19 protein-coding genes are annotated in these 15,516 nt (G+C 59.7%); 14 read left to right on the top strand and 5 right to left on the bottom strand.

Annotated elements, in window-relative coordinates; translation table 11 throughout:
• Nucleotides 1-255 precede the first annotated feature (255 nt).
• The 7 genes from ACR0FE_RS10470 to ACR0FE_RS10440 all read left to right on the top strand — a co-directional run bounded on the left by ACR0FE_RS10470 (nucleotide 256) and on the right by ACR0FE_RS10440 (nucleotide 6,062).
• Nucleotides 256-1,437, top strand: a complete 1,182-nt coding sequence (locus tag ACR0FE_RS10470; RefSeq protein WP_480912719.1) for a phosphoserine transaminase — start codon at nucleotides 256-258, stop codon at nucleotides 1,435-1,437.
• Nucleotides 1,438-1,496: 59 nt separating this feature from the next.
• Entirely contained in the window at nucleotides 1,497-3,092 is a 1,596-nt protein-coding gene (gene serA / locus ACR0FE_RS10465; protein WP_170614136.1) for a phosphoglycerate dehydrogenase, read from the top strand.
• A 118-nt stretch (nucleotides 3,093-3,210) separates the two neighbouring features.
• Complete coding sequence (locus ACR0FE_RS10460) at nucleotides 3,211-3,948, top strand: metallophosphoesterase family protein (protein WP_480912718.1); 738 nt, start codon at nucleotides 3,211-3,213, stop codon at nucleotides 3,946-3,948.
• A gap of 103 nt (nucleotides 3,949-4,051) precedes the next feature.
• On the top strand, nucleotides 4,052-4,930 hold the full coding sequence (gene serB, locus ACR0FE_RS10455; RefSeq protein ID WP_480912717.1) for a phosphoserine phosphatase SerB: 879 nt from the start codon (nucleotides 4,052-4,054) through the stop codon (nucleotides 4,928-4,930).
• Nucleotides 4,931-4,972: 42 nt separating this feature from the next.
• Nucleotides 4,973-5,302: an ArsR/SmtB family transcription factor gene (locus ACR0FE_RS10450; RefSeq protein ID WP_170614139.1), complete on the top strand. Its 330-nt coding sequence runs from the start codon at nucleotides 4,973-4,975 to the stop codon at nucleotides 5,300-5,302.
• Nucleotides 5,290-5,718 (top strand): SRPBCC family protein, encoded by a 429-nt coding sequence (locus ACR0FE_RS10445; protein ID WP_480912716.1) that lies wholly within the window; start codon nucleotides 5,290-5,292, stop codon nucleotides 5,716-5,718. The genes ACR0FE_RS10450 and ACR0FE_RS10445 overlap by 13 nt, the downstream gene beginning before the upstream one ends.
• A gap of 23 nt (nucleotides 5,719-5,741) precedes the next feature.
• Nucleotides 5,742-6,062, top strand: a complete 321-nt coding sequence (locus tag ACR0FE_RS10440; RefSeq protein WP_170619302.1) for a YciI family protein — start codon at nucleotides 5,742-5,744, stop codon at nucleotides 6,060-6,062.
• Nucleotides 6,063-6,067: 5 nt separating this feature from the next.
• Here ACR0FE_RS10440 and ACR0FE_RS10435 read toward each other — a convergent pair whose 3' ends face one another.
• A complete protein-coding gene (locus ACR0FE_RS10435; RefSeq protein ID WP_170614142.1) occupies nucleotides 6,068-7,066 on the bottom strand; it encodes an asparaginase in 999 nt (332 codons plus the stop codon).
• Nucleotides 7,067-7,246: 180 nt separating this feature from the next.
• On the opposite strand from ACR0FE_RS10435, the gene ACR0FE_RS10430 reads away from it, so the two are divergent.
• The 5 genes from ACR0FE_RS10430 to ACR0FE_RS10410 all read left to right on the top strand — a co-directional run bounded on the left by ACR0FE_RS10430 (nucleotide 7,247) and on the right by ACR0FE_RS10410 (nucleotide 10,767).
• Nucleotides 7,247-7,780, top strand: coding sequence for an invasion associated locus B family protein (locus tag ACR0FE_RS10430; protein WP_170614143.1), 534 nt, complete (start codon nucleotides 7,247-7,249; stop codon nucleotides 7,778-7,780).
• A 171-nt stretch (nucleotides 7,781-7,951) separates the two neighbouring features.
• On the top strand, nucleotides 7,952-8,116 hold the full coding sequence (locus ACR0FE_RS10425; protein ID WP_170679265.1) for a hypothetical protein: 165 nt from the start codon (nucleotides 7,952-7,954) through the stop codon (nucleotides 8,114-8,116).
• A gap of 142 nt (nucleotides 8,117-8,258) precedes the next feature.
• The gene (locus ACR0FE_RS10420; protein WP_480440782.1) at nucleotides 8,259-8,639 is read left to right on the top strand and encodes a lysozyme inhibitor LprI family protein; all 381 of its coding nucleotides are present in this window, start codon (nucleotides 8,259-8,261) and stop codon (nucleotides 8,637-8,639) included.
• A gap of 79 nt (nucleotides 8,640-8,718) precedes the next feature.
• The gene (gene rlmN / locus ACR0FE_RS10415; protein WP_480912715.1) at nucleotides 8,719-9,906 is read left to right on the top strand and encodes a dual-specificity RNA methyltransferase RlmN; all 1,188 of its coding nucleotides are present in this window, start codon (nucleotides 8,719-8,721) and stop codon (nucleotides 9,904-9,906) included.
• Nucleotides 9,907-10,140: 234 nt separating this feature from the next.
• Complete coding sequence (locus ACR0FE_RS10410; RefSeq protein WP_480522663.1) at nucleotides 10,141-10,767, top strand: cytochrome P460 family protein; 627 nt, start codon at nucleotides 10,141-10,143, stop codon at nucleotides 10,765-10,767.
• 7 nt (nucleotides 10,768-10,774) lie between these two features.
• Here ACR0FE_RS10410 and ACR0FE_RS10405 read toward each other — a convergent pair whose 3' ends face one another.
• Nucleotides 10,775-11,119 carry a hypothetical protein gene (locus ACR0FE_RS10405; protein ID WP_480912714.1) on the bottom strand — a complete coding sequence of 115 codons (345 nt, stop codon included), beginning with the start codon at nucleotides 11,117-11,119 and terminating at the stop codon, nucleotides 10,775-10,777.
• Nucleotides 11,116-12,042 (bottom strand): DnaJ C-terminal domain-containing protein, encoded by a 927-nt coding sequence (locus ACR0FE_RS10400; protein ID WP_480912713.1) that lies wholly within the window; start codon nucleotides 12,040-12,042, stop codon nucleotides 11,116-11,118. Before ACR0FE_RS10400 ends, ACR0FE_RS10405 begins: the two co-directional genes overlap by 4 nt.
• A gap of 151 nt (nucleotides 12,043-12,193) precedes the next feature.
• Between ACR0FE_RS10400 and ACR0FE_RS10395 the strand changes: the two genes are divergently transcribed.
• A complete protein-coding gene (locus tag ACR0FE_RS10395; RefSeq protein ID WP_170679273.1) occupies nucleotides 12,194-12,577 on the top strand; it encodes a hypothetical protein in 384 nt (127 codons plus the stop codon).
• On the opposite strand, the gene ACR0FE_RS10390 is transcribed toward ACR0FE_RS10395, so the two are convergent.
• On the bottom strand, nucleotides 12,578-13,678 hold the full coding sequence (locus tag ACR0FE_RS10390; protein WP_480912712.1) for a cystathionine gamma-lyase: 1,101 nt from the start codon (nucleotides 13,676-13,678) through the stop codon (nucleotides 12,578-12,580).
• 3 nt (nucleotides 13,679-13,681) lie between these two features.
• Nucleotides 13,682-14,524 (bottom strand): TIGR00730 family Rossman fold protein, encoded by an 843-nt coding sequence (locus tag ACR0FE_RS10385; RefSeq protein ID WP_321249735.1) that lies wholly within the window; start codon nucleotides 14,522-14,524, stop codon nucleotides 13,682-13,684.
• A gap of 79 nt (nucleotides 14,525-14,603) precedes the next feature.
• Between ACR0FE_RS10385 and ACR0FE_RS10380 the strand changes: the two genes are divergently transcribed.
• Nucleotides 14,604-15,515 carry a threonine/serine dehydratase gene (locus tag ACR0FE_RS10380; RefSeq protein ID WP_480912711.1) on the top strand — a complete coding sequence of 304 codons (912 nt, stop codon included), beginning with the start codon at nucleotides 14,604-14,606 and terminating at the stop codon, nucleotides 15,513-15,515.
• Nucleotide 15,516 lies beyond the last annotated feature (1 nt).

The raw sequence follows: 15,516 nt of genomic DNA, 5'->3' as shown, positions 1-15,516 counted from the left end.
GAAACCTCATCTGCACATGCCCTCCAATGTCAGAATACGAAGAAGCCGCTGAGTGAAAGATAAAACCCCTCGCCGGAAACATCCGGCGGGGTTTTTCGCCAATCGGAAACCTGCGTTCCAATTTGTGCCCTTTTTGGATGTCGTTTTCACCCAACGAAGCGTCTTTTCTGCTTGCTGCGGGTGCAAACTGACCATACCTCTGTCCGCGGGACACCCCTCCCCAACGAGGGGCGTGTATCTGGAAGGGTAATACAGATGACTATCGAACAACCGGCGCCGCAAGACGCCGTGCGCAAACCCGAACTGCGGCCGGCGAACCCGCGTTTTTCTTCGGGCCCCTGCGCCAAACCCCCTACATTCGAACTTAACAAGCTGGCCGACGCCGCACTCGGTCGGTCGCACCGGGCCGCTGTCGGCAAGGACAAGCTCAAGGCGGCCATTGAAGGCACGCGCGAAATTCTGGGTATTCCGGCCGACTACAAGATCGGCATTGTTCCCGCTTCGGACACCGGCGCGGTTGAGATGGCGCTCTGGTCGCTGCTGGGCGAACGCAAGGTCGAGATGCTGGCATGGGAGAGCTTTGGCGCGGGTTGGGTGACCGATGTGGTCAAGCAGCTGAAGATCGACGCCGAGGTCAAGACTACGGATTACGGTCAGATTGTTGATCTGGCGACGGTCGATTTTGCCAATGATGTGGTGTTCACTTGGAACGGCACGACTTCGGGTGTGCGGGTTCCGAATGGCGACTGGATCGCGGATGACCGTCAGGGCCTGACGATCTGCGACGCGACCTCGGCAGCTTTCGCGATGGACCTGCCTTGGGGCAAGCTGGATGTGACCACCTTCAGCTGGCAGAAAGTGCTGGGCGGTGAGGCGGCGCACGGCATGCTTATCCTGAGCCCCCGTGCGGTGGAGCGGCTGGAAAACTACACACCGGCTTGGCCTCTGCCCAAGATTTTCCGCCTGACCAAGGGTGGCAAGCTGATCGAGGGCATCTTTACCGGTGCCACGATCAACACGCCGTCGATGCTGGCGGTCGAGGATTACCTGTTCGCGCTGGACTGGGCGCGCTCGGTCGGCGGGTTGCAGGGGCTGATGGCCCGTGCGGATGCCAATGCCGGTGCGGTGCACGCGTTCTGCAAACAGAATGACTGGATTGCCAATCTGGCCGAGGACGCGGCGACGCAGTCGAATACTTCGGTCTGTCTGAAGTTCACCGACGCGCGCATTCAGGACGGAGCGGGTTTCGCCAAGGCTGTGGCCAAGCGGCTCGAGGCCGAGAATATCGCGCTGGACATCGGGGCCTATCGCGACGCGCCTGCGGGCCTGCGCATTTGGTGCGGCGGCACGGTTGAAACCTCGGATATCGAGGCGATGCTGCCTTGGCTGGCATGGGCCTTCGAGGCTGAAATCGCGGCGCAATCTGAGGCCGCCTGATCTTATTCACCGGGCCACATCCGGCCCGGACATCCCATACAATTCAAGGACCAAAGAATATGGCTCCCAAAGTACTCGTCTCTGACAAACTCAGCGAAACAGCCGTGCAGATCTTCCGTGATCGCGGCATCGACGTGGATTTCATGCCTGACCTGGGCAAGGACAAAGACAAACTGGCCGAGGTGATTGGCCAATATGACGGTCTTGCCATCCGGTCGGCCACCAAGGTCACACCGACAATTCTGGAGAAGGCGGACAAGCTGAAAGTCATCGGCCGAGCCGGGATTGGCACCGACAATATCGACAAGGAAGCGGCCTCGAAAAAGGGCGTGATCGTGATGAACACGCCTTTCGGCAACATGATCACCACCGCAGAACACGCGATTGCAATGATGTTCGCCGTGGCGCGCCAAATTCCCGAGGCCAGCACCTCGACCCATGCGGGCAAGTGGGAAAAGTCCAAGTTCATGGGGATCGAGCTGACCAACAAGACCCTGGGCGTAATCGGTGCGGGCAATATCGGCGGCATCGTCTGCGAGCGCGCGCATGGGTTGAAAATGAAGGTCATTGCTTATGACCCCTATCTGAGCGAGGAAAAAGCCGACGCGATAGGAGTCGAAAAGGTCGACCTGGATCAACTGCTGGCCCGCGCGGATTTCATCACTCTGCACGTTCCGCTGACCGACCAGACGCGCAACATCCTGAGCCGCGAGAATCTGGCCAAGACCAAGAAGGGAGTACGCATCATCAACTGTGCCCGAGGCGGTCTGGTCGACGAAGAGGCGCTGGCCGAAATGCTGCAATCGGGTCACGTCGCTGGTGCCGCGTTCGATGTGTTCAGTGCCGAGCCTGCGAAAGACAACCCTTTGTTCAACCTGCCCAACGTGGTCTGCACACCGCACCTTGGGGCGGCGACGACAGAGGCTCAGGAAAACGTCGCGCTTCAGGTGGCCGAGCAGATCTCGAACTACTTGCTGACAGGTGCGGTCGAGAACGCGCTGAACATGCCCAGCGTTACCGCCGAAGAGGCCAAGATCATGGGGCCGTGGATTAAACTGGCGGGTCATTTGGGCAGCTTCATTGGCCAGATGACGGATGAACCGATCAAGGCGATCAACATCCTTTACGATGGTGTCGCGGCGGAAATGAACCTGGCGGCGCTGAATTGTTCGGTGATCGCTGGGATCATGAAGAAGTTCAACCCCGAGGTGAACATGGTGTCGGCACCAGTGGTTGCCAAAGAGCGTGGTATCAAGATCTCGACCACCAATCAGGACAAATCGGGTGCTTTTGACGGGTATATCAAGGTGACTGTCGTCACGGAAAAGCGCGAACGCTCGATCGGCGGAACCGTGTTCAGCGACGGCAAGCCGCGATTCATCCAGATCAAGGGCATCAATATCGATGCCGAGATCGGGTCGCACATGCTCTATACCACCAACGAGGACGTTCCGGGCATCATCGGTACGCTGGGACAGACCATGGGAGAGCATGGTGTGAACATCGCGAACTTTACGCTCGGCCGGTCCGAAGCTGGCGGCGAGGCGATCGCCTTGCTTTATGTTGATGAACCCGTCCCGGCCGAGGCACGGGCCAAACTGGCGGAGACCGGATTGTTCACGCAGATCAAGCCGCTGGAATTTGATGTGGCCTGAAGCCTGTTGAGAATCTGAGACGCACGGATACCCGCAGGTGCATTCCCGCGGGTATCGGCTTTATGAAAGTCGTCAATTGCGCCAGAACGTTCCCTGTGGTCGTCACCGGAGGATACCAATGACAATGCCAGTTTACGCAGTCGGCGATCTGCATGGGCAAGTGGCCGAGTTTGAACGGGCGATGCAACTGGTCGAGCGCGATGGCGGGCCGGATGCGCGCATCGTGTTTCTGGGGGACTATGTCGATCGCGGCCCGGACAGCCGGGGTGTGATCGAAAGGCTCATTGCCGGCCGCGGTGAAGGCCGGGACTGGATCACGCTGCTGGGCAATCACGACCGAATGTTCGCCTGGTTCATGGAGGATGTTCCCCGCCACGACCCCCATCTGCTGGTCGGGTACCACTGGCTGCACGAGCGCCTTGGCGGCATCGAGACCTTGCGCAGCTACGGAGTGGAGTTCGAGGATCGCCTCCGGCTTGAAGACCTGCACGCAATGGCCCGTGCGGCGGTTCCGAAGTCGCATGTGAATTTCCTGCGTGATCTTCTTGCCATGTACCAGACCCAACAGGTTGCTTTCGTGCATGCCGGCGTCCGCCCCGACGCGTCGCTGAGCGATCAGAACGAAAACGATCTGGTTTGGATCAGGCAGGCCTTTCATGCGCACAAGAAGCCGTATTCAAAGCTGATTGTGCATGGCCACACACCGGTAGACAGGGCGACCCATTACGGAAACCGGGTCAATCTGGACAGCGGCGCGGGCTATGGAAAAAGCGTGAGTGTCGCGGTGTTCGAAGGTCGAAGATGCTGGTTGCTGACGGATCAGGGACGCGTGGAACTTCAGGCACCTGTCGGATGACGGGCGGGCACGACCTGACCCAGCGGGGCGTGTTTTCGCAACAGCCTCTGGCCGAAACACTGTACCCGCGATTCTTCGCAGGTGAGCTTGCAGGAGATCGATTATGTTCATTGCCACTCTGTTGACCAGCCCCGAGACACGGACGCTGGACCAGGCTTTGGTCGAGTCGTTGCGCAATGCCTGGGGCGGTGGCGATATTCTGTGGCTCAGCCCGGATGAGGCGGCGGAATTCCCGCTGTCAGAGATGCCCGGAAATCGCTGGGACGTCTGGGCGGATTTGCAGCAGATGGGGGTCGATCTGATCGTGCAGCCAGCGGAAGGGCGGCGCAAAAGGATGCTGCTGGCGGACATGGACAGCACCATGATCCAGCAGGAGTGCATTGACGAACTGGCCGATGAGGCGGGTGTCGGTGAACGGGTCAAGGATATCACGGCTCGGGCTATGAACGGCGAACTGGATTTCGAAGGCGCGCTGACGGAGCGGGTCGGCCTGCTGAAAGGTCTTGATGTCGGCGTCATAGAGAAAGTTCTGGATGAACGTATTACACTGATGCCCGGTGGTAAGACCTTGTTGAGCACGATGCGGACAAATGGCGGTTATGCAGCGCTGGTCTCTGGCGGGTTCACCGCTTTCACCGCACGGGTCGCTGAACTGTTGGGCTTTGACGAAAACCGGGCCAATACGCTGCTGTTCGAAAACGGCAAGCTGACCGGAAAAGTCCAGCACCCCATCCTGGGGCGTCAGGCCAAGATTGAAGCCCTGGAGCAGGTCACCAGCCGCCTGGGCCTGGCCGAGGCCGATGTTATTGCGGTGGGCGACGGGGCCAACGATCTGGGCATGCTGAGCCGCGCCGGAACCGGCGTCGCGCTGCACGCCAAACCGTCGGTCGCTGAGCAGTGCGAGGTTCGCGTCAACCATGGTGATCTGACGGCGCTGCTTTACCTGCAGGGCTACACACGCGCGGAATTCGTCTCGATTTGATCGAGGCTTCCCTTTATTTAACTCATGTGTTAATTATGGGTCATGAACACGCTTCTGACCGCTTTTTCTGCCCTGTCCGACGCCACCCGCTTTTCGATCGTTGAACAACTTATGGAGAAGGGTGAGCTGCCCGCCGGTGATCTGATTGAAGGCCGGGGCATGTCCGGTGCCGCGATCTCTCGTCATCTCAAGGTTCTGCGGGAAGCCGGACTGGTGCGGCAACGGGTGAATGGCACTCAACGGATTTACTCAATCCAGCCCGATGGCCTGCGCGCGATTGCGGAATGGACCATTTCCAAGCGGCAGTTCTGGGAGGCCAGCCTCGACCGTTTGGGCGACATACTTGAACAGGAGAATTCATGGCCGACCTGAAACTCGAACGGGAATTTCCCGTCAGCCCCGAAACCCTGTTTGCCTGGATCAGCGACGGCGCAAAGCTGTCGCGATGGTGGGGGCCGGAAGGCGTACACGTGCCCGAGTATGATCTGGACTTTTCACGAACCGGACCATGGTTCTCGGTCATGCAGAACGATGAGGGCAAACAGTTCAAGGTGTCCGGTCACGTGACCCATGTTGATCCGCCGAAGTCGGTTGGCTTCACCTGGGCCTGGCATGACGATCAGGACAAGCGCGGAGCGGAAAGCCACGTGACTTTTTCCGTTGCAGCGACGCAAACCGGGGCGCGACTGACCGTGGATCACCGCGAGCTCGCGGATGCCGAGGCAGCGGCCAATCACGAGATGGGCTGGACTTCGTCCCTGCGCAAATTGCAGGCCCAGTGCACGTAGGTTTTCAAAAAGGGAGGAGCGATATGCCCCAATATTTGTTTGTCTATCACGGGGGGACAACCCCAACCGACCCCGCCGAGATCGAGGCGACCATGGCCGCATGGGGTGCCTGGTTTCAGGGCATGGGCGATTCGCTGGATATCCCCGGCAACCCGGTGGGTCAGTCCTATACGGTCAGCAACAATGGCGTTGCCGATAATGGCGGCGCCAACCCCGCCTCGGGGTTCACCGTCGTTCGGGCCGACAGCATCGATGCCGCGACCGAAATGGCCAAAGGCTGTCCAATGGTCGTCAATGGCTCGGGCTCGGTCGAAGTGGCTGAGGTGCATGAGATCGAGATGTAGCGGGCTTAGCCGGGAAACCCCGGTGCAGGTCTGATCACGCCGCATTCCAGCCCACGGCGGCTGTATTGAATGGCGTTCATGAACTTGCGGGTGGCCGGGTGATCGGCCTCCAGCACACCGAGGCTGACCAGAATAGCAGCGATAGCGCACTCACTGGCGCGGGTTGTGCCATCAGTGATTTTCAGCGCAACGCCCATTCGTTTCTCGGGGATGATGGCGACAAACACCGCCTCGGCCCCGGTTTTGATTGCAGCGCGACCATTCATGGCGCGCATCAGTTCGGTACAGGCCCGGGTTTCCCCGGCAACCAGCTCAGGATGCGCGAGCATGGCTTCGGTCAGTTGGCGCGCGGCATCGCTGGCCCGGCCAGATCGGTCCGCCGCCGAGGCGAACCAGGCCATCGACCGCGCCAGACCCGAAAGTGTTGTCGCGAAATTTGGGGCGGAACACCCATCAATTCCATAGGTCGGGCTGGTTTCACCTGTGGTTTCTTCAAAGGCCGCCAGGCAGGCCTGCTGAACCGGGTGATCGATTTCAAGATATTCCGGCCCGGCGCCCATATGCTGCGCCACCGAAAGGAACCCGCAATGTTTGCCCGAGCAGTTGTTGTGGATCTGGCAGGGCGTATCATCGGCCAGGATCAACCCATCCCGCGCGGCCATGTCCTGCGGCTCTTGCGGGCCGCAGCGCAGGTCAGGCTCGGCCAGACCTAGATGATCCAACCACGTCGACACACGATCAGTGTGAGTCGCGGCACCGCTATGTGACGCGCAGGCCAACGCCAGATGTTCGCTGTTCAACCCGTATCTGGCTGAAGCACCCGAGGTGAGCAGCGGCAGAGCCTGGATCATCTTGGCCGACGACCGCGGATAGATAACCGCCTGCGGATCGCCCCAGCTTTTTACGATCTGGCCACTGTCGTCACAGATCACTGCATGGCCCAGATGCAGGCTTTCCAGCAGCGAGCCGCGCCACAGTTCTGTCATTGCCACGGGCTGCGTCATGTTATCCTCCGAAATTATGCGCAAATTTCTGCCAATCGCCCTTTCGCCTGTGGCGAAACCTGCGTTAGTGTGTGTATGTCGGCAATTATCGGAATGCGCAACATACGAGAGACGGACCATAAGGGTTCGCGGGCGCGTCCGATCGGTTTGGGGTATGGGTCGGGCTAGGAGGCTGGACAAATGGGATCAAGACTAGTCCGCGCAGTTGCGGGCTTGTGCATGGCCGGGATGGCAACAACCGCAACGGCCCAACAGGCAAGCAGCACCAACAGGGTTGCGGCAAAAACCGACTGGAGCGTTTTTGTCGAAAGCGATCCGACGGAATGCTGGAGCGTTTCTGCGCCAAGGGAAACGGTCAACACACGCGGTGGCCGAGTGGTTTCGGTGCGCCGCAGCGATATTCTGCTGTTTGTGTTCTTCCGCCCCAATGCCGAGGTTAAAGGGCAGGTCACGTTTACCGGCGGCTATCCCTTTGCGCCTGGATCGACGGTCAATCTGAATGTCGACGGGACCGAGTTTGAACTGATCACCGAGGGCGAATGGGCCTGGCCAGCAACTGAAGGCGAAGACCTTAAGGTGGTTGCAGCAATGAAGCGCGGCACCGAAGCAGTTCTGACGGCGCGCTCAGAACGCGGAACTCAGACCAAAGACACGTTCTCGCTGCTGGGGTTCACCGCAGCGATCGAAGACGCCGAGAAGCGCTGCACCAACTAAGCGCTCATTTCAAGTTCATGCGGCCCCGTCATCCGGCGGGGCTTTTTCGTGAAAAGGCGCAATGCAGTCTTTTCCTTGACGCAACGTTCGATCCTGAACTTGATCCGCATCAAGGCAGGCTACCCGCTTTTTCTGAACTAATCGGTTCAGGAATTCAGAAGGAACCTGCCAATGCTGAACAAATCACTTGCCGCGCTGATGATGGCCGCGATGTTGCTGAGCGCGTGTGAAAAGACCGCCGAAACATACCCTGTGACCGGTGAACAATGTGGCCCGGAAGATCCCGTACAAACCCTGGACGCTGCGGATTGCGATATCCTTCCCCCGGGCGTTTGACGTATTCGCCTGATCTGAAACCCTGAAAGCGAAATGTACTTGTTTCGGTCGCATCGACTTGGTCTTTGCGACCGAACTGCGATTGGGACGCCGGAAAACACGTGCTACTGTGACCTGATGTAAGGGTTCACATGTGGAAACGATGATGCGTTACGTCTTGATCGCACTGCTATTCTCATCCGCAGCGTTGGCCGACCCCAGCCTGGAATGCTCTGACGCGGGTTCGCAGGTTGAGATCGGGTCTTGCGTCGGGAAAATGGAAGAACGCGTAAACATGGCAGTGAAGGCCAGTTACGATTTTGCCATGCAGACAGCAGCAGAGTTGGATGAGGTTACAGGCCGCATGGCCGCGCAACCCGCACTTGAGGCCGCACAAAAAGCTTGGACCACGTATCGCGATACGCAGTGTGACGCCGTAGGTGCGTCGTATGGCGGCGGGTCTGGAACCGGGATTGCCATCACGTCCTGCCGCATTGATCTGGGTCGGGCGCGCGTGGACGAATTGCTGCGCATGGCAAATTAAGTCGCACGATTCCTTTTGATCTTTGCGCGCAATCCTATATAGAGGCGCATCCCAAGCCAGAATTCTTCGAGATAACCACATGTCGCCCAAAGCGCCGATCACTCAGGATGTCATGACCATCCCCCGCAAATTGCCCGAGGGGAAGGTGAACCTTGTCGGTCTGACCCGTGACCGCTTGCGCGAGGTTCTGATCGAACACGGGACGCCGGAAAAGCAGGCCAAGATGCGCACCGGCCAGATCTGGCAGTGGATCTATCAGTGGGGCGTGCGCGACTTTGCCGAGATGACAAATCTGGCCAAAGCCTATCGCGCGCAACTGGCCGAGCATTTCGTCATCGAGGTTCCCGAGGTTGTGACCCGTCAGGTGTCCGAAGACGGCACCCGCAAGTACCTGTGTCGCATCGCCGGCGGGCATGAGGTCGAAGTGGTCTATATCCCCGAAGAAGACCGGGGGACACTGTGCATCTCGTCTCAGGTCGGCTGCACGCTGACCTGTTCGTTCTGTCATACGGGCACTCAGAAACTTGTGCGAAACCTGACGGCGGCCGAGATTGTAGGTCAGATTATGATGGCCCGCGACGACCTTGAGGAATGGCCCGTCCCCGGCGCGCCCAAGGACGAAACCCGTCTGCTGTCAAACATCGTTCTGATGGGCATGGGCGAGCCGCTGTATAACTTCGACAACGTCCGCGATGCGATGAAGATCGCCATGGACCCTGAAGGGATTTCCCTGTCGCGCCGCCGCATCACGTTGTCCACATCCGGCGTGGTGCCGGAAATTGCACGGACTGCCGAAGAAATCGGGTGTCTGCTTGCGATCTCTTTCCACGCGACCACGGATGAAACGCGCGATGTGCTGGTGCCGATCAACAAGCGCTGGAACATCGAAGAGTTGCTGCAGGCGCTGGCCAGCTATCCAAACGCGTCGAACTCGGAACGGATCACGTTCGAATACGTAATGCTGGATGGCGTGAACGACAGTGACGAAGACGCGCACCGCCTGATCGACCACATCAAGCGCCATAACATTCCGGCAAAGATCAACCTGATCCCGTTCAACGAATGGCCCGGCGCGCCGTACAAGCGCAGCTCGAACAACCGCATTCGGGCCTTTGCCAACATCATCTATCAGGCCGGATACGCCTCACCCATCCGCAAGTCGCGGGGTGAGGACATCATGGCGGCCTGTGGGCAGCTGAAATCGGCGACCGAACGCGCGCGGAAGTCCCGTAGGCAGATCGAGGCCGAGGCCGGTCTGGGAACCTGACCCTGACCCTTGCAACCCTGCCGGTCGCGAGAATTAATGTTCCCGCGCCTGTTCTTTATATGCGCGATTTGTTATGTTTCATCTTGTCGGCGCCCGGGGGGGTCACGCGTGTGCACAAGGCGGTGAAAGCCATGGACCGGTTGTGGCAGGTTTTTTTGCGCCTGTTATTATCGAATCTGACGCAGGTGCGCTGAAACAAGGCAAGCCTTTTTCAACTCAGGTGGGTCATCCAGTATGATTGCACGTTACCAGATTCAGCTTTTGAAACCCCTCGTTTTCCTGATCATGGCAACGGCCCTGCCGTCCTTCTCTGCGGCTCAGTCCAGTGATGAAGACGCGCATCTGGCCATCGAGAACCCGGCGGATTTGTCGAAAAAGGATGCGCGCAAGTTCTATAAGTCCCTGCAAAAGCGTCTGGCGCGCGGGTACGCGGCTGCGCAGATGGATTTGATCCGGAACTATCAAAGCTGGCCGCTGTTCAACGATGCGCCTTATATCTCGGCCACACACGGTCAGCGCTACGTGAACAGTTACGCCAATCGCATGGCGCATAATTACGGAACCCTGCAAGAGGGCGAAGAGTTGCCGATGGGGTCTGTTCTGGCCAAAGACAGCATGACGGTGACCGATACCGGCAATCTGCACCCGGGTGCCATGTTCGTAATGGAAAAGCTGGCCAAAGGCGCCAGCCCTGAAACCGGTGACTGGCGCTATATCATGGTTATGCCGGACGGATCGCTCTTTGGGGACACGATGGGCGCTCGGTCAGAAGCTGTTTCCTATTGTCACGACTGCCACGAGGCCGTGGCGGATCGGGATTACACGTTTTTCGTGCCGGAAGACTACCTTGTGAACAACTGATCGCAGATTATCTGCGACCAAACCGGGCCGACCCGATGACCTCGATCAGGGTTTGGCGCACCGGTTCGGGCTGGGTATCGACGGCATTCAGAACCTCGCGCAGTTCGGCGCGCAGACAATGCATCTGGTCGATCAGGGAAATCATCATCGACAGCGCGTCGGGCTCCATTTCGTATTGATCATGCAGTTCGCAGGCTAGTTCCAGACGGGCGACGTCGATGCTTTGGTAGACAAGCCCTTGCTCCGATTGTTCGGGGATCACAATTTCGGCGGCCAGATAGACGGACAGCCGATCCGGTGTCAGGCGGGCAATAGTTGCGAGCACTTCGTCTTCTGTCAGGTGTCGGGTCATGACGGCATCCCCTCGCGTGGATCGTAGCGATGCGATTCCCGCCAGGTTTCCATGAAGGCCCTGAGGTCATCATCGACCTTGTCCGGCAGGGTCACGATCAGTTCGATTAGCTGATCTCCGCGCTCGGACGCACCCCGCTTTTTGACACCCTTGCCGCGCAGGCGCAGGGTCTTGCCGCTGCTGGTCCCCGCCGGGACGCTGACGTTCACGCCACCGTCTATGGTGGGGGCGGGAACCTTGCCGCCCAGAATCGCCTCGTCGATCGAGATCGGCAGAGTGATGTGGATGTCGTCGCCCTGCCGGTCAAAGACCGGATGCTTGGCGACCGAGATGGTGACAAGCGCATCGCCCGCAGGCCCCTGTCCATATCCGGGCGCACCCTTGCCGCGCAGCCTGATGGTCTGACCATCGGTGATGCCAGCGGGGATTTTGACCTCGATTCGATCACCATCGGGCAGGGTCAACTTCTGACTGGCCCCGAACACCGCGTCCAGAAAGCTGACCTGAAGCGAATAGTTCAGGTTGTGACCGGGCGCGTGAAATTCATGGCTGCGGTCCTGGCCGCGCCCGCCGCGCCCACGCATGAACTCGGCAAAGATGTCGGACATATCCTCGGGGTCGCCATAAGACGCACCCGAACGATAGGGATTTCCTGCCGCCTCGGCATAGTCGCGGTAATATTGCTGCTGCGGTCTCTCCTGACCCGATGCATCAATTTCGCCATTGTCATAGCGCGCCCGCGTTTCGGGGTCTTTCAGCAGATCATAGGCTGCTGCGGCAGCTTTGAACTTTGCCTCGGCTCTGGCGTCACCCGGTTTCAGGTCCGGGTGGCAATCCTTGGCAATGCGCCGGTAGGCTTTCTTGATATCAGCGGCGCTGGCGTCTTTCTGGACGCCAAGGACCGAATATGGCTCGTCGCTCATCTCACTCTCGCGGGTCACGTCTGATCGTTGGGCTTGTTTTTTATCATGCGATTTCAATGCCCCGATTGGAAGAGGCTTTTGAAACCGCTCGCAAATTCCCGCAGGTCTGATAACATATGCATATTTCAGCTTGTTTTCTGACGGAGCCCCCATGACACGCAGAATAAAATCCGCACTGGCCCTTCTGGCGGGGAATGCCATCGGGTTGTTGATCGCCTCACTTCTGTTGTCCGGTTTCGCGATCCGGCCAATCTCGTTCATTGTCGTGGTGATCGTATTCACCCTTGTTCAGGTCGTGGCCGAACCGCTGATCCTGAAGCTGGGAGAGAAGAAAGCGCCCGCGCTGAAAGGCGGGATTGCGCTGATCGTGACATTTGTAGGCCTTTTGGTAACTGATCTGGTGACGACGGGCCTTACCGTCGGCGGCATCTCCAATCTGCTGGCTGCAACTTTGCTGGTCTGGTTGGGGGCTTTGATCGCCAGCGTGGTGCTGCCGATCTACGTGTTCACAGAACTGCGTGAGCCCAAGAAGTAATCACAGCGCGTTCAGGCTGGCCTCGATGGCCTGCCACAGTTCCTCCACCGGCTCGCATCCGACCGACAGGCGGATGAAGGCAGGATCGACGGCGTCGCCCCACCGAGCGCGACGCTCGGCCGAACTGTGGATGCCTCCGAACGAGGTGGCCGGGCGCAGCAATGGGCAGGCATTGATGAAGGATTCGGCGTTGGCCTCGCTGTCCAGTGTCAGAGACAGCAGAAAGCCGAACCGCGCTGTTTGGGCCTGTGCCAGTGCATGGGACGGATCATCGGGCAGACCGGGGTAACGGACCTTTTTCACGGCCGGGTGCGCCGCCAGCCGTTCCGCCAGAACCTGTGCCGACGCGCACATGCGGTCGAACCGGACGTCCAGCGTTTCCAGCCCGCGGTGCAACAGCCATGCCTCATGAGGTCCGGGGATCGAGCCGGAGATCTTCCGCCATTCCTCGACCCGCTCCATGATCTTGGCGTCGCGGCTGGCCACATGGCCCATCAGCATGTCGGAATGCCCACCCATCGCCTTGGTGTCCGAAGACACGACGACGTCGATGCCCAGATCCAGCGGGCGCTGGCCCAATGGTGTTAGGGTCGTATTGTCGGCAATGGTCAGCCCCCCGGCGGCGCGCACCTGTCCGGCTACGGCTGCCAGATCGATCATGTCCAGTCCGGGGTTCGAAGGGCTTTCGACGAAGACCACATCGAACCCGCCAAAGCCGCCCTCGGCAAAGGCGGTGGTGGGACGTTCCTCGATCTTCACGCCAAGGCGTGAGAGAAACCTGTCCGCCAGCAGGCGCGTGACGTAATATCCGTCCGAAGGGATCAGCAGGCGCGATCCGGCTTGCACGGTCGCAAACAACGCCGCCGATATCGCCGCCATGCCCGACGGGAAGCTGAGGCAGGGCGCGTCTTCAAGATGTGCTAGCACGTGCTCAAGATGTACCCATGTTGGATTGTCGACGCGTCCGTAGGTCGCGTGACCATCTGGCGGGCCCGGCAAGTGGAACATGCTGCTTTGCGTCAGCGGCAGCGCCACCGGGTCGCCCATTTTCAGGGCATTCCCGCGCAGGTGAAGCATTTCCCCGGTCTTTGGCGCCGTCATCCGTCAGCGCCCCGGAATTTCGTCGCGGGGCGGGGCGGGTTCCCAGTTCTCGATAATCCCGACCGCCTCTTGTGCCGTGTCGACAAAGCGGAAAAGGTCCAGGTCTTCGTCCGAAATGGTGCCAGCGTCCGCCAAAGCTTCCCAGTTGATGACCTTTTCCCAGAATGCGCGGCCAAACAGCAGGAAGGGGACGCGTTCCATACGACCGGTCTGGATCAGGGTCAGCGACTCGAACAGTTCATCCATCGTGCCGAACCCGCCGGGGAAGATGGTGATGGCGCGGGCGCGCATCAGGAAATGCATCTTGCGGATCGCGAAATAGTGGAAATTGAAGCTCAGGTCCGGTGTCACGTAAAGGTTTGGTGCCTGTTCGTGCGGCAGCACGATGTTCAGGCCGATCGAGTAACCGTCGGCATCCTGTGCGCCGCGGTTTCCGGCCTCCATCACGCCGGGACCGCCGCCGGTGACGATCACGTTTTCGCGGCAGCCGGTTTCCTTCGACTTCAGGGTCATCAGCCGGGCAAATTCGCGCGCTTCGTCGTAATACTGCGACAGACCGGCCAGCGTTTCGGTCCGGGCGGTGTGCTTTTGTGACGGTTCGGGAATGCGGGCCCCTCCGAACATCACGATGGTCGAGGTGATCTCGCGCTCGGTCATGATCATCTCGGGTTTCAGCAATTCCAGTTGCAGGCGTACCGGACGCAGTTCTTCCCGGCACATGAAGTCCTCGTCGGCAAAGGCCAGACGATAGGCGGGCGACCGTGTCTGTGGCGTGTCCGGCACCTCGCTTGCGGTCGATCGGTCGGTCTGCGCGTCGCGGAAGGGGCTGAGTCGGTCTTCTCTCATGGGTGAACGATCCCTGCTTGCGTGTTTTTCAAACAGCTATAGGGTTCGCGGACAGAGTGCCAGCCACGGAAAGACAAGAATGAACTGGAAGAGTGAAATATCGGCGGCGCGGGATCGCATTGCCGGCTATGCACAGGTCACGCCGGTGATGGAAAGCCGTATTCCGGGGTTTCCGATTGAAATGAAGCTGGAGCATTTGCAGCACACCGGCAGTTTCAAGGCACGCGGGGCCTTCAACACGCTGCTCAGCCTGGATGTGCCCGAGGCGGGCGTTGTTGCGGCATCAGGCGGCAACCACGGTGCGGCGGCGGCCTATGCGGCGCAGTCGCTGGGCCACCCGGCCAAGATTTTTGTGCCGGAACTGGCGGGGCCGTCCAAAATTGCGCTGATCGAGCAGACTGGTGCCGACCTGAGCGTTGTTCCCGGCGAATACGCCAATGCGCTGACCCTGGCCCGGGCTCATGAAGAAGAAACCGGGGCAATGCAGATCCATGCTTACGATGCACCGGCGACGGTGGCCGGGCAGGGCACATGTTTCGCCGAGTGGGAGGCGCAGGGCTTGCAGGCGGATACCGTTCTTGTCGCGGTCGGTGGCGGTGGTCTGATCGCCGGGGCTTTGGCCTGGTTTCAGGGTGCGCGCAAAGTTGTAGCGGTCGAACCGGAAACCTCCTGCGCGCTGCACGCCGCGTTGCTGGCCGGGGAACCGGTGGACGTGTCCGTATCAGGGGTTGCGGCAAACGCATTGGGCGCGCGGCGGATCGGATCGATCTGTTTCGATCTGGCGCGTGGCATGCCATCGGTTCTGGTCCCGGATGCGGCCATTACCAAGGCGCAGCGCGGATTGTGGCGGGCCCATAGGCTTCTGGTGGAACCGGCGGGGGCAACGGCTTTGGCGGCCTTGATGTCGGGTGCCTATCGGCCGGAACCGGGCGAGAAAGTGGCCGTTCTGATTTGCGGCGGCAATATTGCCCCGGACCCGTTCGCGGGCTGAA

Source organism: Ruegeria sp. K7 (assembly GCF_056531785.1).
The sequence above is the reverse complement of the archived record's forward strand: the minus strand, read 5'-3'. Positions and strand labels throughout refer to the sequence as shown.